Annotated in this window: 24 protein-coding genes, 3 pseudogenes and 1 riboswitch; of the genes and pseudogenes, 10 read left to right on the top strand and 17 right to left on the bottom strand. The window is 49.4% G+C overall.

Annotated features, from left to right (window positions below; translation table 11 throughout):
- Nucleotides 1-5: 5 nt before the first annotated feature.
- Complete coding sequence (locus RW092_RS06690; RefSeq protein ID WP_028538528.1) at nt 6-683, top strand: LysM peptidoglycan-binding domain-containing protein; 678 nt, start codon at nt 6-8, stop codon at nt 681-683.
- 79 nt (nt 684-762) lie between these two features.
- Here the strand turns inward: RW092_RS06690 and RW092_RS06685 are convergent, their stop codons facing one another.
- The 3 genes from RW092_RS06685 to RW092_RS06675 form a co-directional block, all read right to left on the bottom strand.
- A complete protein-coding gene (locus tag RW092_RS06685) occupies nt 763-1506 on the bottom strand; it encodes an amino acid ABC transporter ATP-binding protein (RefSeq protein ID WP_009226089.1) in 744 nt (247 codons plus the stop codon).
- An 18-nt stretch (nt 1507-1524) separates the two neighbouring features.
- On the bottom strand, nt 1525-2238 hold the full coding sequence (locus RW092_RS06680; protein WP_016313028.1) for an amino acid ABC transporter permease: 714 nt from the start codon (nt 2236-2238) through the stop codon (nt 1525-1527).
- Nucleotides 2239-2308: 70 nt separating this feature from the next.
- Complete coding sequence (locus RW092_RS06675; protein WP_316009834.1) at nt 2309-3130, bottom strand: transporter substrate-binding domain-containing protein; 822 nt, start codon at nt 3128-3130, stop codon at nt 2309-2311.
- A 119-nt stretch (nt 3131-3249) separates the two neighbouring features.
- Nucleotides 3250-3433, bottom strand: a riboswitch (Lysine riboswitch).
- A gap of 239 nt (nt 3434-3672) precedes the next feature.
- Here RW092_RS06675 and speD point away from each other — a divergent pair.
- Complete coding sequence (speD, locus tag RW092_RS06670) at nt 3673-4479, top strand: adenosylmethionine decarboxylase (RefSeq protein ID WP_009226086.1); 807 nt, start codon at nt 3673-3675, stop codon at nt 4477-4479.
- Between the two features lie 74 nt (nt 4480-4553).
- Here speD and RW092_RS06665 read toward each other — a convergent pair whose 3' ends face one another.
- From RW092_RS06665 to RW092_RS06645, 5 genes are all read right to left on the bottom strand, one after another.
- Entirely contained in the window at nt 4554-5684 is a 1131-nt protein-coding gene (locus tag RW092_RS06665) for a metal ABC transporter substrate-binding protein (RefSeq protein ID WP_316009833.1), read from the bottom strand.
- Nucleotides 5685-5709: 25 nt separating this feature from the next.
- Entirely contained in the window at nt 5710-6603 is an 894-nt protein-coding gene (locus RW092_RS06660) for a metal ABC transporter permease (RefSeq protein WP_260069829.1), read from the bottom strand.
- Nucleotides 6549-7256 (bottom strand): metal ABC transporter ATP-binding protein, encoded by a 708-nt coding sequence (locus RW092_RS06655; protein ID WP_009226083.1) that lies wholly within the window; start codon nt 7254-7256, stop codon nt 6549-6551. Before RW092_RS06655 ends, RW092_RS06660 begins: the two co-directional genes overlap by 55 nt.
- 85 nt (nt 7257-7341) lie before the next feature.
- Nucleotides 7342-7491 (bottom strand): 50S ribosomal protein L33, encoded by a 150-nt coding sequence (gene rpmG / locus RW092_RS06650; RefSeq protein WP_009226082.1) that lies wholly within the window; start codon nt 7489-7491, stop codon nt 7342-7344.
- Nucleotides 7492-7517: 26 nt separating this feature from the next.
- Nucleotides 7518-8738, bottom strand: coding sequence for a GTP-binding protein (locus tag RW092_RS06645; RefSeq protein ID WP_316009832.1), 1221 nt, complete (start codon nt 8736-8738; stop codon nt 7518-7520).
- A gap of 216 nt (nt 8739-8954) precedes the next feature.
- Here RW092_RS06645 and RW092_RS06640 point away from each other — a divergent pair, with 216 nt between their 5' ends.
- Nucleotides 8955-9182 (top strand): hypothetical protein, encoded by a 228-nt coding sequence (locus RW092_RS06640; protein ID WP_009226080.1) that lies wholly within the window; start codon nt 8955-8957, stop codon nt 9180-9182.
- A gap of 176 nt (nt 9183-9358) precedes the next feature.
- On the opposite strand, the gene RW092_RS06635 is transcribed toward RW092_RS06640, so the two are convergent.
- The 5 genes and pseudogenes from RW092_RS06635 to RW092_RS06615 form a co-directional block, all read right to left on the bottom strand.
- Complete coding sequence (locus tag RW092_RS06635; RefSeq protein ID WP_316009831.1) at nt 9359-9766, bottom strand: NusG domain II-containing protein; 408 nt, start codon at nt 9764-9766, stop codon at nt 9359-9361.
- Between the two features lie 262 nt (nt 9767-10028).
- Nucleotides 10029-11060, bottom strand: coding sequence for an ABC transporter substrate-binding protein (locus RW092_RS06630; RefSeq protein ID WP_009226077.1), 1032 nt, complete (start codon nt 11058-11060; stop codon nt 10029-10031).
- Between the two features lie 153 nt (nt 11061-11213).
- The gene (locus RW092_RS06625; RefSeq protein WP_316009830.1) at nt 11214-11567 is read right to left on the bottom strand and encodes a copper amine oxidase N-terminal domain-containing protein; all 354 of its coding nucleotides are present in this window, start codon (nt 11565-11567) and stop codon (nt 11214-11216) included.
- Between the two features lies 1 nt (nt 11568).
- Nucleotides 11569-12126, bottom strand: coding sequence for a hypothetical protein (locus tag RW092_RS06620; protein WP_316009829.1), 558 nt, complete (start codon nt 12124-12126; stop codon nt 11569-11571).
- A gap of 2 nt (nt 12127-12128) precedes the next feature.
- Nucleotides 12129-12407: pseudogene (locus RW092_RS06615) on the bottom strand (transposase); the annotation flags it as partial.
- 70 nt (nt 12408-12477) lie between these two features.
- On the opposite strand from RW092_RS06615, the gene RW092_RS06610 reads away from it, so the two are divergent.
- A complete protein-coding gene (locus RW092_RS06610) occupies nt 12478-13698 on the top strand; it encodes an IS256 family transposase (RefSeq protein WP_316009828.1) in 1221 nt (406 codons plus the stop codon).
- Nucleotides 13699-13923: 225 nt separating this feature from the next.
- On the opposite strand, the pseudogene RW092_RS23790 reads toward RW092_RS06610, so the two are convergent.
- Together RW092_RS23790 and RW092_RS06605 are read right to left on the bottom strand one after the other, a co-directional pair.
- Nucleotides 13924-14016: pseudogene (locus RW092_RS23790) on the bottom strand (IS3 family transposase); the annotation flags it as partial.
- A gap of 220 nt (nt 14017-14236) precedes the next feature.
- The gene (locus RW092_RS06605; protein ID WP_316009827.1) at nt 14237-14905 is read right to left on the bottom strand and encodes a helix-turn-helix domain-containing protein; all 669 of its coding nucleotides are present in this window, start codon (nt 14903-14905) and stop codon (nt 14237-14239) included.
- A gap of 372 nt (nt 14906-15277) precedes the next feature.
- Between RW092_RS06605 and RW092_RS06600 the strand changes: the two genes are divergently transcribed.
- The 3 genes from RW092_RS06600 (at nt 15278) to RW092_RS06590 (ending at nt 16176) form a co-directional block, all read left to right on the top strand.
- Nucleotides 15278-15433 carry a YvrJ family protein gene (locus RW092_RS06600; RefSeq protein ID WP_155619712.1) on the top strand — a complete coding sequence of 52 codons (156 nt, stop codon included), beginning with the start codon at nt 15278-15280 and terminating at the stop codon, nt 15431-15433.
- Between the two features lie 7 nt (nt 15434-15440).
- Nucleotides 15441-15635 carry a helix-turn-helix domain-containing protein gene (locus RW092_RS06595; RefSeq protein WP_316009826.1) on the top strand — a complete coding sequence of 65 codons (195 nt, stop codon included), beginning with the start codon at nt 15441-15443 and terminating at the stop codon, nt 15633-15635.
- 100 nt (nt 15636-15735) lie between these two features.
- On the top strand, nt 15736-16176 hold the full coding sequence (locus tag RW092_RS06590; RefSeq protein ID WP_316009825.1) for a hypothetical protein: 441 nt from the start codon (nt 15736-15738) through the stop codon (nt 16174-16176).
- Between the two features lie 62 nt (nt 16177-16238).
- Here the strand turns inward: RW092_RS06590 and RW092_RS06585 are convergent, their stop codons facing one another.
- Nucleotides 16239-16697, bottom strand: coding sequence for a hypothetical protein (locus tag RW092_RS06585; RefSeq protein WP_316009824.1), 459 nt, complete (start codon nt 16695-16697; stop codon nt 16239-16241).
- 685 nt (nt 16698-17382) lie between these two features.
- On the opposite strand from RW092_RS06585, the gene RW092_RS06575 reads away from it, so the two are divergent.
- The gene (locus RW092_RS06575) at nt 17383-17793 is read left to right on the top strand and encodes a sigma-70 family RNA polymerase sigma factor (RefSeq protein ID WP_316009823.1); all 411 of its coding nucleotides are present in this window, start codon (nt 17383-17385) and stop codon (nt 17791-17793) included.
- Between the two features lie 237 nt (nt 17794-18030).
- Here the strand turns inward: RW092_RS06575 and RW092_RS06570 are convergent.
- A pseudogene (locus tag RW092_RS06570) lies at nt 18031-18563 on the bottom strand (IS1380 family transposase); the annotation flags it as partial.
- A gap of 219 nt (nt 18564-18782) precedes the next feature.
- Here RW092_RS06570 and RW092_RS06565 point away from each other — a divergent pair.
- Nucleotides 18783-19903 (top strand): IS3 family transposase gene (locus RW092_RS06565; RefSeq protein WP_316009822.1). Its coding sequence is split into 2 segments (ribosomal slippage): nt 18783-19032 and nt 19032-19903, totalling 1122 coding nucleotides; the frame shifts between segments, so codons are not numbered across the junction.
- 266 nt (nt 19904-20169) lie between these two features.
- A partial coding sequence (locus RW092_RS06560) for a transposase (protein WP_316009839.1) occupies nt 20170-20725 on the top strand: 556 nt, incomplete at its 3' end.

The following is a 20725-nucleotide window of genomic DNA, read 5'->3' as shown; positions in this document are numbered from 1 at the left end:
TTCCATTGTTTAACTATTATTATCGGCAGTGCCCCGCAGAGCACTACCCCTACACCGTACAGCCTGGGGACACGCTGAACATCATCGCATTCCGGCTGGAATCCAGCGTCACGCGCATTTTAGCCGCGAACCCAGGCCTTGACCCAAACAATCTGCAAATCGGCCAGGTGATCTGCATCCCCTCCTGCCCGCCAAATCATGTGTCCCGTATCATCCAGCCCGGCGACACACTGTATCAGATTGCGCAGGAATACGGCGTGACCATCGCCAGCATCCTGGAGGCGAACCCAGGCGTGGATCCGAACTCGCTGCGGGTCGGACAACGACTCTGTATCCCGCAGATTGGCGGCGCTCCCGATGTGTCCGGCCTGCGGGAAACGATTACCGCCATGCAAAGCGACATCAATACGCTCAAAGCGGATAGCAGCGTTCAGCAAACGCATGAGAGCAACTACGGCAACTCCACGCAGACGACCCGCGTGCTGAGCGTAACCCCTCGTGAGATCCGGTTCGAGGCGGTTCCGGTCACGTTCGCCGGCGCATTCCGCGGTCATTTTACCGCCGGCCGCCGTTACCCCTATTATGTGGATGCCTCCATGGGCGGCAGACGTACGCTGAACGTCAAGGATAACTTCGGGGTATGGCATTCCTTGAACTATAGGGAACAAACACCGCAATCCTGATTGATGACCACACACACGAAAAAAAAGGCGGGACCCAGATCTACATCCAGGTTCCGCCGTATCCTCATTTAACCTCGTCTTACCCTTCCCGGTTTAACGTCCGCTTCAGGAACTCTCTTGTCCGTTCTTGCTTCGGAGCATTAAAGATCTGCTCCGGCGTTCCCTCTTCGGCGATGACCCCTTGGTCCATAAATACGACCCGGTCCGATACCTCCCGAGCGAACTCCATCTCATGGGTCACGACGATCATCGTGAGCCCTGAGTAGGCCAGCTCCTTCATGACCTTCAGCACCTCGCCCACCATCTCGGGATCCAGCGCCGAGGTTGGCTCGTCGAACAGCAGGACGTCCGGGTCCATCGATAAGGCGCGGGCGATGGCGACCCGCTGCTTTTGTCCGCCGGAGAGCTGCTTCGGTTTGGCATGAATATATTGCTCCATCCCGACATCTCGCAAATATTTCATCGCGATTTCCGTCGCTTCTTCCTTGGAGCGCTTCAGCACCTTGACTTGTCCCACGACGCAGTTACTTAGCGCGTCATGATTGTTGAACAGGTTAAACTGCTGAAACACCATCCCCAAATGCCGGCGGTACAACGAGGCCTTCTGCAAATCCTCCAAAATATTGTTGCCATTGTAGATAATTTCCCCGCCGCTTGGCTTCTCCAACAGATTGATGCAGCGGAGCAATGTGGATTTGCCGGAGCCGGAGGAGCCGATGATGCTGACAACCTCACCTTTGCTGACCGACAGATTGATATCCTTAAGAACCTCGTGGGTACCAAAAAATTTGCTCAAATGCCGAATTTCGATTACCTTGTCCATCCTCACTCCTGCTTTCTGCTAGCGCTGCAGCGTATAGCTTTCGGGGCCGTCCAGCCTTTTTTCGATACGCTGTAATATTTTCGTTACGGTTAACGTCATGATCAAGTACAACACGCTGGCCACAAAGAACGATTCAAAATACCGGAAGTTGTTCCCGGCAATCGACTTGGTCATAAAGTACAGTTCCGATACGGAAATGACGTTCAGCACCGAGGTATCCTTGATGTTAATAATAAATTGATTGCCCGTCGCCGGCAAAATGTGGCGAATGACCTGCGGCAGCACGACATTGCGCATCGTCTGCCAATGGGTCATCCCAATGGCGTGGGCAGCTTCGAATTGTCCTTTGTCCACTGAATAGATGCCCCCGCGCACGATCTCGGCCATATAAGCTCCCGTGTTGATGGAGACGATGAAGATTGCCGCAAATGTCCGGTCCATATCGTAATTGAACAACAGAGACGAACCGTAAAAAATCGCCATCGCTTGAACGATCATCGGCGTTCCGCGGAAGCATTCAATGTAAACGGTCAGCAGGCCGTTAACGATCTTCAGCAGCCAGCGTTTCAGCCCGCGCTCCGGCACCGGAATGGTTCGGATCACGCCAGCCAGCAGACCAATCGCCGCACCGATGATCGTGCCGATGAGCGAAATATATAACGTTATCCCGGCTCCACGCAAAAACATAGGCCAGTTATCGGTAATGATTTGGATGATCCACTCGTAAGTCATTTCATTTCCTCCCGCACCGTATAAAACCGACTGCAATCCCATTGCAGCCGGCTTATGTCCCGTGCTTTATTTAGTTCGCTGCAGGTTGATTCTTAATCGCATCGTTCATAATCTGGGCCCGTTCGTCTTCGGAAATGCCCGCGAGAATTTCGTTGATCTTCGACGTCAAGTCGCTGCCCTTCTCAAGACCAACCGCGATGGCGGTATCATCATCGGAAGTGTTGAAGCCGTCCTGGAACTCCACGTAAGCGAAATTCTCATTTGCGGTTGCGGCGCTGACACCTTCCGGAAGCTCAGACACATAACCGTCAATCGTACCGGATTCCAAGGCTACACGCATTGCCGGGAAGTTGTCCATCGCCGGTTGCTTGTTCACCCCGTTGATTTGGTCGATAACAGAATAGTGGAACGTATTCAATTGGGCCGTAACTTTCGCGCCGCTGAAGTCTTGGATCGAGGTTGCACCTTCATAAGGGCTTCCTTTTTTCACCACCATAATCAGGTTCGATTTATAGTAGTTATCCGAGAAATCAATCGTCTTCTTACGCTCTTCGGTTGGGGACATCCCGGCAATAATCGCATCGATCTTCCCAGAGGTCAACGCCGGAACCAGACCGTCCCATTCCGTCTTGACAATAACAAGCTTCTTGCCGAGGCCGTCGGCAATTTTCTTGGCGATTTCCACATCGTAGCCGCCTGCGAATTCTGAGCTCCCGTCAATCGGAACCGCGCCGTTGGAGTCATCTTTTTGCGTCCAGTTGAACGGGGCATATCCCGCTTCAAGTCCTACTTTAAACGTATTATCGTCTTTGCCGCCGGAGGAGCCGCACCCTGAAAGGACCAGCACGACCGACAATAACATGAGGATGGATAAAGACCAGGTTTTTCTCATTTTTCTTCACTCTCCATACGAATTAATGAATCAATAAAAACAGAAACAAAAAAACGACTTCGGATATACACCGAGGCCGTTTGATGGGTTCATTTCCGTCCTGACACCCACTTTCCCCTCGACGAGATAGCGCAACTTGATAGATCGGGTTCATCTATCAAGACAGTCCTGCAGCTATTAACTGCAGGCCCAGCAGCATATAGCGAGCCTATATACCGCTTCGGCGACATTTCCTTCTCCTCGGGCTCATCGCCTGCTCAAGCTCCTCCGAAGACTGTTAAATATCGCGCCTCTACCCCACCATTGCTAGAAAGTGAGGTCTAATTCAATTTGATTGTAGGATACAATATGAATGCTATTTCTGTCAAACTAACATAAGGTGGGAATCATAGGGAAGGAAGACATCTCCAGCAGATTCGATTCAGGACCCGAAAGACTAGACATCGATTCACCAGATGGGGATACAGCAGCAGCGGAACGTTTTATTTCCAGAAGAAAAGGGAATAACCAATAGGGTATACCTATGCTAAGGGGGATCTCTCATGAAGTTGACGCCGGAGCAGCGCATTCAGCTGCATGAGTTCAACAACCTGACCAAAACGTTAAGCTTTAATATGTACGATGTCTGTTACACCCGGACCAAACAGGAACGCGAAGCCTATATCGCCTATATCGACGACCAGTACAATTCCGACCGCCTGACGAAAATTCTCAGCACCGTCTCCGAAATTATTGGCGCTCATATTTTGAATATCGCGAACCAGGATTACGTTCCGCAGGGGGCCAGTGTAACGATGCTGATTTCTGAAGGCCCCGTGGTGGAGGTGCCCACCGAGTCGTTTGACGAATCGCCCGGACCGCTGCCGGAATCTGTGGTGATACAGCTCGACAAAAGCCACATCACCGTCCACACGTATCCTGAATACGATCCGAAAGAGAGCATCAGCACGTTCCGCGCCGACATCGACGTTTCGACCTGCGGGGAGATCTCGCCGCTGAAGGCGCTAAACTACCTGATCCATTCCTTCGAGGCGGACATCATGACCATCGATTACCGCGTGCGCGGTTTTACCCGCGACATTAACGGCCACAAGCTGTTCATCGACCACGATATCAGCTCGATCCAGAACTATATTCCCGATGAAGTAATCGAGAAGTATCAGATGATTGATGTTAATGTGTACCCGGAGCATATTTTTCACACGAAATGCAAGTTGAAGCAATTTGATTTAAACAACTATCTGTTTGGGTACACGAAGGACGATCTGTCTCCCGCAGAGCAAAAGCAGATTACCGAGATGCTGGTCACCGAAATGGATGAAATCTTCTATGGTAAAAACATTCGTTAGAAAAAGAAAGCAGCCCTTGCCTAATGTGGCTTTGGGCTGCTTTGCTTATGGAGCACATATCGTATCCAGTGAAGTTACTCGTTTAACGCAGCTTTCAAAGCTTCAAGATTTTGACGCATCAGCGACAGATAGTCCCGGCCAGCTGCTTCGTCTTCGGCCGTCAGTCCTTCGATCGGGTTCAGGACCGCTGTCTTCGCTCCAATTTCCCGGGCAATCGTCTCGGCTACTTTGGAAGAAACCAACGTCTCGAAGAAAATCGTCTTCACCTGATGCTCCTTGGCGAACTTCACGATCTCCGTCATCTGCGCCGCTGACGGCTCCTGGTCAGGGGATAACCCGGCGATCGGCACTTGAGTCAGCCCGTACTCCTGAGCCAAATAACCAAATGCCGCATGTTGTGTGATAAAATCCTTGCGTTTCGCATTAGCGAACGCGTTGGCGAAATCTTGATCCAATTGCTCTAGCTGGGCAACGTATGCGTCGGCGTTTTGCTTATAGTTCGCGGCGTTCTCCGGGTCAGCCTTCGCCAAGGCGGCTTCAATGTTGCGAACCTCTTGGACTGCCAGCGCCGGTGACAACCAAACATGCGGGTCCAGCCCGCCGTGATCGTGGCCATGATCATGATCGGAGTCGTGAGCGGCTTCTCCAGCTTCGGCTTCATGATCTGCGTCGTGATCCGCAGCGTGATCTGCGTCATGCTCATCCCCGTCGGCATGCTCTTCTTCGGCTGCATGCTCCTCGTCATGCCCATGCTCCTCTTCTTCTCCGCCTTCCATCAGCGTAATCCCTTCACTGGCCTCAATGATCTCCGGCTTGCCGCCGGATGCAGAGGCCTCCACCTGCTCCAGCCAACTTTCCATTCCGGCACCGTTTACGATAAGCAGATCGGATTCCGTCAGCTTCCGAATATCCTGAGGACTAGGCTCCCAATCGTGGGGTTCCACACCACCGGGAACGAGCAACTCCACCGTCGCCAGATCGCCAGCCACCTGCTTCGTAAATTCGTAGATCGGGTAAAAGCTCGTTTGAATCCGCAACGGCTGTTTCGCATTCACCGCTTCGTTATTGCCTGCTGTCTTCTCTGCGGCATTCGCCGAATTGGCAGCATTCCCTGCGGGCTGTCCACCCCCGCCGCAACCGGCGATCACCAGCATCAAGCTCAGGGCCGCCGCAGTGGCGAACCTTTTCACATATTGTAAATTCATTCTCATCTCTCCCTTTGATTCCACACTAAATTCTTCCGCCTTCTTCCGACGGCAAGGTTATAGACTCCCCTTGGCTTCTCGCCGCCTGCCTCACGCTGCGCCCGTTCCTCCGAGCTAGGGATCCCCGTACCTTCTGCCCCGCGATGCCGGCTAATAAAAACAGCAGCAAAATCAACGCAATCGTCCCGCCGGGCGGCATATCCAAGTAATACGAAGCGGTTAGCCCGCTGAAGATCCCCGTTAGGCCGGAGGCAACTGCGATGACAATCGCTGCCGCAAACCCGCGGGCCAACCGCAGCGCCAGCGAGGCTGGCAACACGATCAGCGAGGACACCAACAGCACGCCAACAATTGGGATCGCCGCCGCCACCGCCATGCCGGTAAACACCGCGAAGGAGAACGACAGCCACTTCACCGGGATCCCGCTGATTCGAGCGGTTTCTTCGTCAAAAGTCAGGCTGTACAGCGGTCTTCGCAGCACGATGAAATACGCGGCGCCTAGCAAAGCGACGCCAGCCATCAACACCAGTTGTGTGTCGCTCACCGCGACGATCGAGCCAAACAGGTACGCGCTGAAGCTTTGGCTCAGGTTGCTTCGTAAGCTCATCAGCACGACGGCGAGTGCCAGCCCCGAAGTCATGACGATCGCAACCGGCATCTCGCTATACGCTCGGTAGCTCCGACGCAACTGCTCGATGAGCAGCCCGCCGAGGATGGCAGCGACAAAGCCGGCCAAGGCCGGGTTCCAGCCCAGCACAGCCCCGAGGGCTACACCAGCCAGCGAAACGTGGGACAACGTATCGGCCATCAGCGCCTGGCGCCGCAACATCAGGAAGACGCCGATGACCGGGGCGATGCTGCCGATCAAAGCGCCGGCCCAAAACGCACGCTGCATGAACGCGTAGTCAAGCATTGCCATTCCTCGCTTTCCTGTTGCTCCAGGGATATGATGCGGTCCAGATACGCCTCCGCTTCCTCCGGGCCGTGGGTCACCATGATCACCGTCAATCCGTGTTGGTCCGTCATGTGCCGCAGCAGCTGATAAAATCCTTGGCGGCTTTGCCGGTCCATGCCCGTCGTGGGTTCATCCAGAACCAGCACCCGAGGCTGCCCGGCCAAGGCTCGAGCAATGCAAATCCGCTGCTTCTGTCCGCCTGACAGCTCGCCGATTTTCCGGTATCGTTGCTCCCACATCCCCACTTGCTTCAAGCTGCGTTCGACGATCTGCTGCTCCTCTGCACCAAACCGGCGAAACAAACCGAGCCGGGGATAACACCCCGACTTCACCAGCTCCAGCACCCGGCTAGGGAACCCGCTGTTAAACGCGGCGACTTGCTGCGGGACGTAACCTACGTTCAGCCGGCCCTCCACCAACGCTTCCTCGTTGATTTTCACGCTCCCGCTCCACGGCTTCAGCAGACCGAGCAACAGCTTGAGCAGCGTCGTCTTGGCCGCACCGTTAGGTCCGGTAATGCCAACGAACTCGCCAGCATGGATTTCGAGGGATACCCCGTCAATAACCGGTTTGTCACCATACCCAAACACGACATTTTCCATCGAGGATAAAATCATGTTACCCCTTCTTTTCTAGAGCGTAATTATTACGATTAACAAAGACGACAATTCGCCCTTTACGCTAGCCATCCTCCACTATTGATTAACGTGTCTCCCGATGAATCGTGTATTTACGCAGCCGAGGTGAGTATTTCCGCAGTTCCAGACGTTCGGGATGGGTCTTTTTATTTTTCGTGGTCGTATAGTTTCGATCCCCGCACTCCGTACAAGCTAATGTGATGACCACTCGCATGTCTATTCCTCCTCAAAAATTAGTCTTTAGTTGGCGCCCGCCAGCTCTTCCGCCGAAATCCACGGCAGCGGATTGGGGAAGTTCGCCCAATTCATCTGCATCTCTTCGTCGCTTAACAAGCAAGCATTAAGCTCCCGTTCAATCCCGGCGCGATCCATTCCAATGCCGATAAACACCAGTTCATTGATCCGGTCGCCCGTCACATCGTCCCATTTACGCCGCAGCTCCGGCTCTTCGTTAAACAGCTCCTCCCGCTCACGATCAGACAGTGAGGCTAGCCAATAACCAGCCGGACCAAATTGAATCGACGGCCCGGCCTGACTCAAATTCGCCGCCATATCGGACTCCGTTGCGATCCAAACGAGCCCTTTCGCCCGCACCACTTCCTCTGGCCACTGGCTCATAAACTGCGCCAATCGCTCTGGATGAAACGGCCGTCTCCGCCGGTACACAAACGAACCGATACCGTATTCCTCCGTTTCCGGCGTATGGTTTTCCAACTCCAGTTCCCGGATCCATCCGGCCGATTGGCTGGCTTTCTCGAAATCGAACAAGCCTGTGTTCAAAATTTCCTGCGGATCCACGCAGCCCATCGTGGAGCGGATAAACTTGGCGGTTGGCTGCAGTTTACGCAGGACACCCTCCAGTTCCTTCAACTCCTCCTCGTCTACCAGGTCGCATTTATTCAAAATTAAAATGTCGCAGGTCTCGATTTGATCGATCAACAAATCAACCACATCGCGATTGTCGCCTTCTCCTGCTTGCTGCCCGCGTTCCAGAAGTGTCTCTCCGGAGGAGAAATCATGCCAGAACCGGTAGGCGTCCACTACGGTAACCAGGCAGTCCAGCTTGGCGATCCCCGTCAAATCAATCCCTGTCTCGGCATCCGCATAAGTAAACGTTTGGGCGATTGGTACCGGTTCACTGATCCCTGTTGACTCGATTAATATGTAATCGAACCGCCCCTCCGCTGCCAGCTTCTGCACCTCTCTGAGCAAATCCTCGCGCAGCGTACAGCAAATGCAGCCGTTCGACAACTCCACCAGCTTCTCTTCCGTGCGTGACAAACTCCCGCCGGCGCTGATCAGCTCCGCATCGACGTTAATCTCGCTCATATCATTGACGATCACCGCCACCTTCAGCCCCTGGCGATTGCTCAAGACGTGGTTCAGCAGCGTTGTTTTGCCCGAACCCAAATATCCGCACAGCACCGTAACGGGAATCGGGCGCGCAATATGTTCATTCATTTCGTTTCATCCCCTTTCGTATGCAAGACCAGATGCCCGCTCTGGTTTATTCGTAATTATTACGATTAACAATCAATATTATATCTTCCTTCCCTGGGCTTTGTCAACTATCGATATGGATCTGCAAACGAATCTATCAACTTCGTTCTGAAACGCCTTGGAAAATAATAGTATAATACTGCACTAGATCCTGATTTTGTCTAAAAGGAGTACGCCATGAATAAACAAGCCATCACCCGAATGCTGCCGATTCTTGTGCCGGCCGCTTTCGCGCTCGCCTGCCTGACGGTCCTATACCCGTCGCTGATTCGACAGGTCCCGCTTGACGAGCTGCAAACGTTCAAAACCAGCTTTCTCAGCATCTTGCTGGAAGCGCTGCCTTTCGTGCTGATCGGAGCGCGTTTGGGCTCGTGGTCACCTCCGACCAGCCGCTTGTTGAGCTGACTAAAGACAGCTGGCTTGAGGTGGAAGGAACCATTGAGCCGCAAACGCGGGAGGGCGAGGCGATCCTTACCGTTAACGCGGAGCGCATCCGAGAAATTCCAAGACCACAAACGACCCTACGTCTATCCTAGCGAGGATTCGGTGAAAGCATGGGAGGATCTGTCGGGGATGGAAAACTAGCGGATATAGGCGTCTACGCCGTTATCATCCGGGCCTGGAGCGCCGCTGCGGACGATCTCCACATACACACGGTTGGGCACACAGATGATCGTCTCGCCGGGCCGGGAGATGAAGCCCATCTGCATGGAGATTTTTCTCGGGCAGTCGGCGTACATCATTTGGATCCCCCCGTCAAAGACCTTTAGCGTATTGTTCCCGTATTTCGAGTGGATTTCGATGGTCTCCTCCCCGACGTCCAAGGGGACGCTGCGGTAGGATTCGCCGTCCACCTGGATTTCGGCGCGAAGCGTTGCCGGATCTACCGTCTCCCGGCTTTCCAGCACCTGGCGCAGGAAGAGCCACGTCGAACCCAACAAGACCAGAACAACGATCAGCAGGACGTCGCCCCGTTTCATTTTTAGCATATCGATCCATCCTATTCTTGGGTATTAAACGTAATCATTACGAATAAACATATCTTAGAAACTAGCGTCTTCTTTGTCAATGATCCACTTATCTCATGTTGATTGGCGATCTCCTTCCCGAGCGCATGATCGCGGAGGAATGGGCGTTGTCCATCCACCGGCAGATCTTGTAAGCTGGCTTGCCGGCTGGCGCTAGACATGAAAAAGCCGTTCTGGCGCATCGGCAAACGACGCGAGGAACGGGCCTCTTGGGTTGGTTGTTTTATTTTTGATTTTGGCTGACGACAAGGTCCACAAGAATATCCAGCTGCTTCTCCAGATTCAGTCCGTCCACCATCCAGAACTCTTTGTAGTTCAGCAAGTACACGTGGTTATTTTTCACGGCAGGGATGTTTTTCCACACCGGTCCATTCATGACTTCCTCTGCGCGTTCCTTCCCGCCGTCCGGCTCATACACCGTCACGAACATATGGTCCGCAGCATATTCCGGAACAACCTCCAAAGAAATATCCGCGCCTGTGGTCGGGAATACCTCTTTCTCGATCTTCTCCTGCGGCTTCAAGCCAAACATTTCGTACAGGTTATAGCCGGCATCCCGGGTTTTTGGCCATACCCAGAAGTTCTTCGCCCAGATCGAATACGTGCCGACAGTTTCATCGGGTCCGATCACCTCACTGAGCTTGGCTTTGGCCTCCTCGGCTTTTTGCTTATACCGGGTAATAAATTCCTCCGCTTGTTGCTCACGGCCCAGCATTTCACCCACCGTCTTCACTTCCTCCAGCGGGTCAATTCCCTCCCAGCCTGTGGTGGCCAGGGTGACAACCGGACCAATTTTCTTTAATTGCTCAACGATATCGGCCGGTGTATAGGTCGGGACAATAATCAGGTCCGGCTGAAGCTCCAGCACTTTCTCTACTGAGATATCACCGACGCTTTCCACGCCTTCCAGTTCCTTATTCAGCAGAACCGAGTTTTCCAGAGCAAGCGAGCCCGCCCCAACCGGCTTCACGCCGAGAGCCAGCAGATCACCCAGATGCGTAATGGATACAATCCGCTGCGGATTGGTTGGAATCTCAACCTCTTGCCCGGTATAGTCCTTGTAAACCTTCGTTGCCGCTTGTCCTTCGGCGGAATCGTTGGTTCCGTTGCCGGATTGCGCGCTTCCCGCTGCATTATGGTTCGACGCCGCCGCATCGTTTGCCGTATTGCCGCCGTTTTGGCCGCAAGCCGCAAGCACAACTGTCAGCAACAGAACCGTTGCCACCGCAAGAAATCGATGTTTGAACACCTTCATTTGTATTGCTCCCCCATTTTCTACTGATAATGATTATCATTATACACAGGCTAGGACAATTAATCAATCGTCAGCCCAAAATAAAGGACCTTCCCTTTGCCATCATCAGGATAGCATGGGAAGGTCCCTCCATTATCGTTTTGATTGCACCGCTTATTCTCTAACGATAGTGATCCAACCGTCAGCGTCGAAGTCTATGGATGCGCTAAGCGCCTCTGCCAGGAATCGGAGCGGCACGTAAGTCAACCCGTCCTTATGCACAAAGGCTGGCTGGCTCAGCGTTACCACCTTGCCATCCACCGCCGCTTTCTTCGAGCCGACCTTGAGAACGATCTCCTTGCCGGTCAGGTCATCGATCACGACAATCTGGCCAGACCCCGGCGTCCACTTCACTTCGGCGTCTAACTGCTCAGCCAAGTAACGCAACTGTACAAAGGAGATGCCGTTCTTCGTGATCAATCCATAGTAGTCGCTTTGGGTATCGAGCACAAGCTGTCTATGGGTCAAATTAAGGTCTTCTTTGAGCAATTTGTACAGCGGAGCGGAACCCTGGAAATTGCGCAAAATTTGCCCTGGGGTCAACTCCGTTTCCGTCACGTCGATAACACCGACACTCGTATCCACTTGATCCGCGGTTACTGTCCCGCCGATGTTCCACATTTCGCTGTCGCTGCGCGTAATAATCCCCAATCAGGTCTCTGAGCCCTTGCTCATCCTTCACCGCGCTGGCGAGGAACGGCTTAATCAGCCCAAACAGCTCGTCGCCGCGCACTTCCGCATGCAGGTTCGTCAAGCTCAACGTCTCCCCGTTTACCTGCGAGGAAGTTTGCTTCACGGTCAATACCGAAGGGTTCGGGAAATGCTTCAGCACGAATTCCGCCAGTTTGACGGTCAGCTCCTGCGCCCCGGCTTCCAATTCGCTCGTGTCAGGCAGCGTCACGCCCTCAATGGACTGAGGTATGTACAACGGCTGCTTCGCGCCTTCAACCTGCAGCGCAATCCCCTTGTCGTCCATGAAGAAGAGGAACGGAATCTTCTCTCCCTTCAAGCCGACGGAGCCTTTCATCGAAATATGTTTGGTTTCAATGTTCCCCAGAAGGATTCCATCGGACCATTATCGATACATCGTCCAACACGTGACATACTTTGGGTGATCTTGTTTTCGTCCAATAGCTTCTTAAAGGCAAGCGAAGTATATTGAAATCCCCGGTCACTATGAAGCATCGGTGTGCTTCCAGGCGCAGCTTTTAAGGCTTTCTTTAGCGTCTGAAATACAAGGGAGTTGTTATTGGATTTCTCCAAGACATAAGCCACGATCGACTTGTCATGAAGATCGAGAATGGCGGAGTCTGTAAAATAAACTGTGTAAACTCTCAAACCTGTTAAAATAAAAGTATCAGAAAGGTTGGGAGCACATATGGGATTATGGTCGAAAGAACAGCTCAGATCGTTCATTAAGGAGAATAACCACGTTACCGCTCAGGACGCACAGAATGCCTTGAAAGACTTGTTTGCTGAAACACTGCAGGAGATGCTTGAAGCCGAGATGGACACGCATCTAGGTTACGAGAAGCATGACGTGCAGAACAAGCAGACGAGCAACAGCCGCAACGGGAAAAGCAAGAAGAAGATTACGAGCGAGTACGGCGGGCAGGAGATTGCGGTTCCCAGAGACCGTCTCGGCGAGTTTGAGCCACTTGTCGTCCGGAAGCATCAATCGAATGTAACGGGCATTGAAGATCAGATTATCGCGCTTTATGCCAAGGGAGTAAGCACGCGGGAAATTCAAGATCACCTACATCAGCTGTACGGCATCGACGTCTCGCCGACGATGATCTCAAATGTGACGAACAAGATCGTTCCGCTTATCAAGGAGTGGCAGAATCGCCCGCTGCAAGCCGTTTACGCAGTCGTATTCCTGGACGCCATTCATTTCAAAGTAAAGCAGGACGGCGCCATCGTGAACAAAGCGGCCTACATGGTCATCGGCATTGACCTGGATGGCAACAAGGACGTGCTGGGTATGTGGGTCGGCGAGAACGAATCCGCAAAGTTCTGGCTTAGCGTTCTAAACGACCTCAAGAACCGCGGCGTTCAGGATATCCTGATTACCTGTGTTGATAACCTAACCGGCTTCTCCCAAGCGATTACAGCTTGTTACCCGAAGACCGAAATCCAGAAGTGCATCATTCACCAAATCCGCAATTCGACACGCTACGTATCCTACAAAAACCTCAAGAAAGTGACGGCGGATCTGAAGCCCATCTACAAGGCCACAACGGAAGAAATGGCACTTGTGGAGTTGGACCGCTTTGAAGAGACGTGGGGAGCCAAGTACCCGCTTATCATCCGTTCGTGGCGTACCAACTGGGATGAACTTGCTACGTTCTTCAAGTATCCGCCGGAAATCCGAAAGCTCATCTATACGACAAACATGATTGAGAGCTATCACCGTCAGCTTCGCAAGGTGACCAAAGGCAAAAGCATCTTCCCGACGGACGAGGCTTTACTCAAGATGCTGTACCTCGTCACCATGGATGTTACACGCAAATGGACGGGGCGAGTCCAAAACTGGGGCCAAATGCTGCTCCAGCTCTCCGTCTTCTTCCCGGAACGCATCGACCAGCATTTGCCGTGAGGGGCAATCTCCCCCACGTGGGTGATTCTCTATATTCGAGTTTACACAAAAATATTGACAGACCCGAATGGCGCTCAAATACGCTTTCTGACCATTGCCGTACTTGAATTCTGTCACATCAGTTACCCATTTCTCGTTTGATGCATCCGCTTGAAAATTTCGATTCAACAGGTTCTCTGCTACTTGTTGCGGAGTAGATCGCATATACCTCTTTCGTTTCCGGCGGATGACTGACTGGATGCCTTTCAGCTTCATGAGGCGCTGCACTCGTTTATGGTTGATCGGCTTTTCAGTCATTCTGCGTAGATGCAAGGTCAGTCGACGTACCCGAAGATGCCGTCCACCTTCTCATGCAGGGATGTCATCATATCCATGAGTTATTTGTTCTCTGCTTCACGGCAACTGGGTTTGCATTTCAGCCATTTGTAGTAGCTTGAACGAGGGATCCCTGCAACTGAACACAAGAGTTGCAATGGAAATCCTTCCTCTTGATGTAACGCTTGAATGGCACGATACACGTGCTCTTGGCGATATTGGCTTAACGATCCCTCCTTTCGAATTCCTGTAACTTTTTTAGCAATGCGTTTTCTGCACTCAACCGTTCGTTCTCGTATTCCAGCCTCTTCATCGCCAACCGCTGCTGCTCTTCCATCGTTAACTCTTCTGGCGCTTTTGTGCGTCCCCTGCCATCTCGCAACGCTTCTTCTCCACCAGCTTCATACTTCCTTACCCATCCATAAACTTGCTGATAGGAAACTTGAAACTGCTTGGCTGCCTTTCCGTAGTCCTTGTGATGTGCAAGGCAATAAAGCACGATCTCAATCCGTTCCTGCCATGTTGTAGCGCGTCCTTTGGTCATAGCGGTCCTTTCCCCCGTATACGTTTTAAAACTGCTATGACCATTATACTTCTTTATCCACCTCTCGAGTTGACTTTGAGTGGCGATGCGGTATTTTTTGATGACTTGATATGGGGACAAGCCGCCATGTAAATAATCCATAACCGCTTGAAGCTTAAGTTCAGCAGGGTAGCTCCGCCTCTTTTGGAATCCTTCACAGCCTTCCAACTTATAACGCATACGCCACTTCGCTAAGGTTGTTTTCGAGACGCCAAATCTCCTGACTGCCTCCATCACTCCAATGGATCCATTTTCAATTTGCTGGATGATGTAAATTTTCTCTAAAGCTGTACGTTCTGATTTACTCATAAGAAATGCTCCCCTTATGGTGACAGTTTTTTATTATTTCATCTGTCTACCATATGGGGAGCATATCAACGGTCATAAACTTGACTTTAGGGACAGCCTCTTTTATTGTGCGATTCACCTGTTGAATGATAGCTAAAACAAGTCCTACGGAGCAGCATGCATTGTATTCGTTCATTTTTGAAAGCGGTTGTAAAAAAACAGCTTAGTATCTCTTTATAAAGTAGGGAGTGATCTCTTCAATAAGGGGGTCTTATATGAAGAAGGCCGATTATGTAAATGACAATCGTCGTTTTGTAAGGTATATGGTTTAGGAAATTTGTTGTAAAAGGCTATAGCTAAGGTGAGCCATCCATTAACGGGAGGTGAAGGAATATGGCTGAGTTTGATTTTACCGCTTTTATTGCTAATTTAGGATTCCCTATTGCAATTACCTCGTATTTATTAATTCGTTTTGAAAAGAAAATTTCTGATTTAAGCGAGGCTATTAATGGCTTGAAAAATGAAATACAAAAAAACGCAAAGGGGTGATTTTATGATGGCCGAATTGTTATTAAAAGCACAACAGGATCACGATCAGGAGGCAACAATACAGATTTTAAATTGTTTTACCCCAAAGATAAAGGCCTCATTGCAACAAGTGCCGGCGGATCAACGAGAAGACTTGAAACAAGAACTCTATGTAAAAATGATAGAGGTCATACAAAATTTTGATCTTAGTGAACTGAAATAAAAGTTAAGAGTGGTTGTAAAATCAGATGCTCACGCTTCTTTATATAGTGTGAAACGCCCCGGGGATTTCAAAAAATATATTTTATAGGAGGTTGTTTTAAATGGCCAGAGAATATGCTTCTGAAGTTACTGTTAGTTTGTCACAGATTAGAGATATTGTAAGAGCGCAACGATTAGTTATCGATAAGGGCATTATTAAGCCTAGCAATAATGACCTGATGAGCGGATTAGGTGCAGTGGCTACTATTCTAGGACTGATCTTTGTTCAGAGCACTCCAGTAGGTGTTGTCGCGGGTGTTGTCGGCGTGTTATCACTTATGTCCCCTTCAGAAGAAGAAGCGTTCAAAGGTCTGCTTGAAGCGGGGTATAGCGAATTAGCTAATCTTGAATATTTTTTGGTAGATAACCCGAAATATGACCTGATCAGAGTCAAGCTCCCTTTCCTTGAATATACTGTGGATGGAGAGCGGATAAGATTTGTTACTGGTAAAGGTGTGGTAACCGCACTTCATATCAAAGGCGGAAATTGGATCCCTATGTAAAGATAAATTACTCCAAGGTAAATTAAGAAAAAGATTGGGCCGCTATCAATGATAGCGGCCGTCTATTTTTGAAATAAAGTTTGAATCGTTTCAACATTATAATCACTAATTATTTTATACGAACCTAGCTCCTTTTTCTTAGCATCGTATATTTCCATATAATCTTCTTCATAAAGGTTTATTTTAAATCTATTATCTTGATTTGTTCTTATTGATAATTGATATGTTCTGTAAGGATTTACATCAACTGAGCTAACTTTTCTTAATTTTATTGTAGAGAAATCACTAATTATTTTATCGATGCTATCATCTTCCACTTTAATTTCTTCCTCTACATTTGATGATTCTCTAGAAAATTTAAGAATATCAATTGAAGTTATCTCGGAAACTTTAATATGATTTATAACAAGGTCGTTAAATGAAGTGTTTTGAGGAATGGAATTAAAAACCCACATAATGCCTACAGCAAAGAGCACTACAATAAGTAATAGGGTATACTTTGTATATTTTTTCTTCAACATAAATTATTAGTAGCCCCCTAATTATTAATATTTCCTCACACCATTGACTTTCTATAACCTTGGACATGACAAGGCAACATATTCAGCCCCTGGAACTGCCCTTTGGCAAAGGGAACCTGCCCACCCTTTAGTAATCCTTTAATGGTGAGAAGCCATCAGATGCATCCAGTGGCTTCTCGAACCCCTTGAGGGAGTCTGTATATGTATGATTCCAGAAATAACTTGCAAGGGACCCCTAACCACGGAGTTGAGAGCCTGCATTTTATAGATCCGTACCTCGTACTATACAGAAAAAATACCCTAATTGCAAGGAAAAATAGTTATTATTCCTTTCTTTTCAAACTTATGGTTGAAAATCCGATTCTGGTTTTCTCATTCACTGACCGTAATTAGGGACTGAAACCTTCTGTGGCACCGCGTCTTCGGGCGATTTCCACTACTCAGAGTTCTCCAGCAATCCGGAGGCCTCCAGACTTCGCGAAATCGCCAGATTCTTCGGATTGTGAAATTGCCCCCAGCCCTGTTCCTATTTCTTGATTGCGCTTCTAAATTTATATAATTGTTTTCGGAATAATTAGTGGTAAAATATAGGAAAGATGGTTCGTTTTCGTTAATTTGGTTGTAAAAATTCTGTGTGGTACCTCTTTATAGAGTAGGAAGTGATTTCGTCAAAGGGGGGGCTTATATGGAAAAGAATGTTCATGTAAGTGTTAATCGTCGTTTTATCAAGTATATAGCCAACCTTATTTACTACAACTCTATTAATTATGACAAAAAAAGGCGGATGATGACTACTAGATTTCCTTTGATAATAGATAATAATGAAAGTCTAGAGTCATCATTACTTACAATTTATGATTCAGAGCGAGTATCACCAAATTTAAAAGATCACATTACGGATGATTCTCTTTTTCAAGCTTATGAATCTTTATCGGAACTACAACAACGGATTTTATCTTTAGCATATGTACAAAAGTTAAGTGATAAAGAAATAGCACAGATTCTAGGGGGATCTCAACAGAACATCTCAAAGCATCGCTTAAAGGCTTTAGCTAAGTTGCGCCGTCAATTAACAGAAGTGAAGAAATATAGCTAAACCTGAATTTCGAAAGCCTATAATAACGGGGCATTGTTGCTAGAAGGTCAGCATCAGTCTTGCAAAAATGTGGATAATTTCCCGTCCGGCCGAGCCAGATTATCCACATGTGGATGGTCCTTCCCCCTCCCCAATGAAGAGGCTGGTTCACTTTCCATGTAAAATTTTGTATGCTTTCATTCCAACAAGGCCACCTTGGCTTCGATTCGTTTCCATGCGTAGCGTCCGGCGAAGTCCTCGCTGTGTCCATTTGAGCTTGCCGACATAGCCGATTCCTTTGCTTTCCCAAAGGCTGTAGAAGTCTTCGCCGCCGAATCCTTTGTCAAATCGGGCGTACTTCACCTTGCAATCGCCGAGGAACTCGAAAGTTTGCTGCAGGAAGTCGGCAGCGTCGGATGATTTCCCGATTCAACGCCCGCAGTTCGGCCGCAAGCTCGGGACACGACCGACCCAGTCTTCCCAATTCCTTGTACAATAGGCTATGATGCGGACAACGTCCGCCCAGGAAGCGATTCAGCAGCGGGTCATGTTGTAGTTTACGGAAATGAAAAATTCGCTCGCAGCCGAGCATCCAGCCGACGATGAGGTAGAGCAGGATACGATGAAGGGAAAATCGAGTTGTGCGCTTTGCCACCGGAGAGGCCGCGCATCGTTTGAGCCAGCTTGATTTTTTCGAGATAGGCCAGAAAGACTTTAGCGCCTCCGAAGCTCGTTGCGTTCCGCAGAGAAAATTCGCTCTTGATATTGCTGATGGTTGTAGTAGACTTCACCTTAAAGGTGCTCCTCTCTTTGGGTGATGTTGTTTGAACAAACACTATTCTACCAAAGATTCGGAGCCCTTTTCACGTTTTCAAAGAGGCGTACTTTCGAAATTCAGGCTTATATCTTGTTTACCACAAATGGCGAGACTGGATCGGCTACACTAAGTTGGACAGAAAAAATAAGGGCTTGTAGAATAAACCTATCATGTTAAGGAGCGGATCTCTACAATGCCAAAACACCAACGACGTACCTTTACCTCAGAATTCAAAAAACAAATGGTGGAACTCTATCAAAATGGGAAATCCAGAGCCACGATTGTTGCGGAATATGACCTCACAGCCTCCGCTTTAGACCGCTGGATCAAGCAGGCTCAGACAACGGGCTCCTTCAAGGAGAAGGATAATCGCTCGTCAGAAGAAAATGAGCTGATCGCTTTGCGAAAAGAGAACCAGCGTCTGAAAATGGAGAACGATATTTTAAAGCAAGCCGCGCTGATCATGGCACGAAAGTAGCTATCATCCAGAACAACCTTGATAAATACTCGGTATCAGCAATGTGCGACGTCCTGCAAATCGCAAGAAGTACGTTTTACTATGAAGCGAAAGAACAACCTAACGAAGGCGATATAACCGAAGCGATTGTGGAGATTTTCCACAAAAATCGAAAAGCTTACGGCACACGAAAGATCAAAGTCAAGCTCCAGGAACGTGGACTCGTCGTTTCCAGACGTAGAATTGGTCATATTATGAAAGAGCATGGGCTCGTTTCCACCTACACCGTGGCTCAATATAAGCCCCATAAAACCGCTTGTAATGAAGCAACGACAGGGAATGTTCTAGACCGAGAGTTCGAGCAGGAGGAAGCCAAACGCTTCGTCGTCAGCGATCTGACGTATGTGAAAGTCCAGAATCGATGGCATTACATTTGTGTATTGGTCGATTTGTTCAATCGAGAGATTATTGGGCATAGTGCTGGTCCGAACAAGGACGCTGCTCTGATTTCCCACGCTTTTGCGACGGTACAAGGAGATTTACGCCAGATTCAGTGGTTTCATACCGACCGTGGTAGTGAGTTCAAAAATCAAAAGATGGACGAGCTTTTGGAGACGTTTGAAATCGGCCGATCACTAAGTATGAAGGGCTGTCCGTACGACAACGCTGTGGCTGAAGCTACCTACAAGATTATGAAAACAGAGTTTGTGGGTCAGATGAACTTCCAGAGTCTTCGTCATCTGGAGCTAGAATTATATGACTACGTGAACTGGTTTAACAAGCATCGTATTCATGGAACCTTAGGGTATATGACGCCTGTTCAGTATCGCCAAGAAGCCCTTAAAAAAAATGTCTGATTTACTGTTGACAATCCAAACTGTAAATCTTGTATAGTTTTAAAGCATTAAAAAACTTGTCTGTTTTGAGAGCCCAGCAAATCTCAACCCAAAATCTTAAAAAATCAAACCCACGTAGGTACTGGGTTTGTTATATAAGAGCGTTTTGCAGTAATCTGAGGCCTTGAACCACAAGGATTTTCGGACATAAAAAAGGGACTTCACCCCAGCTTGGAGAAGTTTTCAAGTGACTAAACCCAAAAACCCCAAGGATGGAGGAAGTCACTTTGTATATTCTCCAAGAATGTCTGTTTTCCTTCGAAGAACTTTTAAAAATTCAACCCAAGGAGCGATTGCCGATCTTCTTCAGCTCTCTCGATCTGCGGCCGTATGCCAGGGAATTGAGGAGTCGTTCACCCCGGGGCGCTGAGGGATACTGCAGACAGGGTATATTACGAGCACTCTTGGCTGCGCCGCTTGAAGGAATTAGTACCTTTACAGGGTTGCATAAGCGTTTGGATACGGATCCCCGGTTTCGTTATCAGTGTGGTCTTCCGCTGGATCGAGAAGCCCCTTCCATATCCACATTAAGCCGAGTCTTCGCAGAACTGACGAGAAAGGACTTGGCAAAACGGCTTTTTGAGGATTTGGTCACACGCTGTCAGCATGAAGGTATCATAGATGGCAGCAACGTCGCTATTGACAGCGCCGCCCTCCGCGCTTACGAGAAAAAGCAACCCAAACGAAAAAGCAAGCAGACGGGTAACGCGAACTGGGGCGCAAAACTGGATTCCTTCGGCAATAAAATCACATGGTTTGGTTACAAAATTCATCTGGCGGTCG

This window comes from Paenibacillus sp. 3LSP (assembly GCF_032465655.1).
Classification (GTDB): domain Bacteria; phylum Bacillota; class Bacilli; order Paenibacillales; family Paenibacillaceae; genus Fontibacillus; species Fontibacillus barengoltzii.
This window is presented reverse-complemented; position numbering and strand designations above follow the sequence as displayed.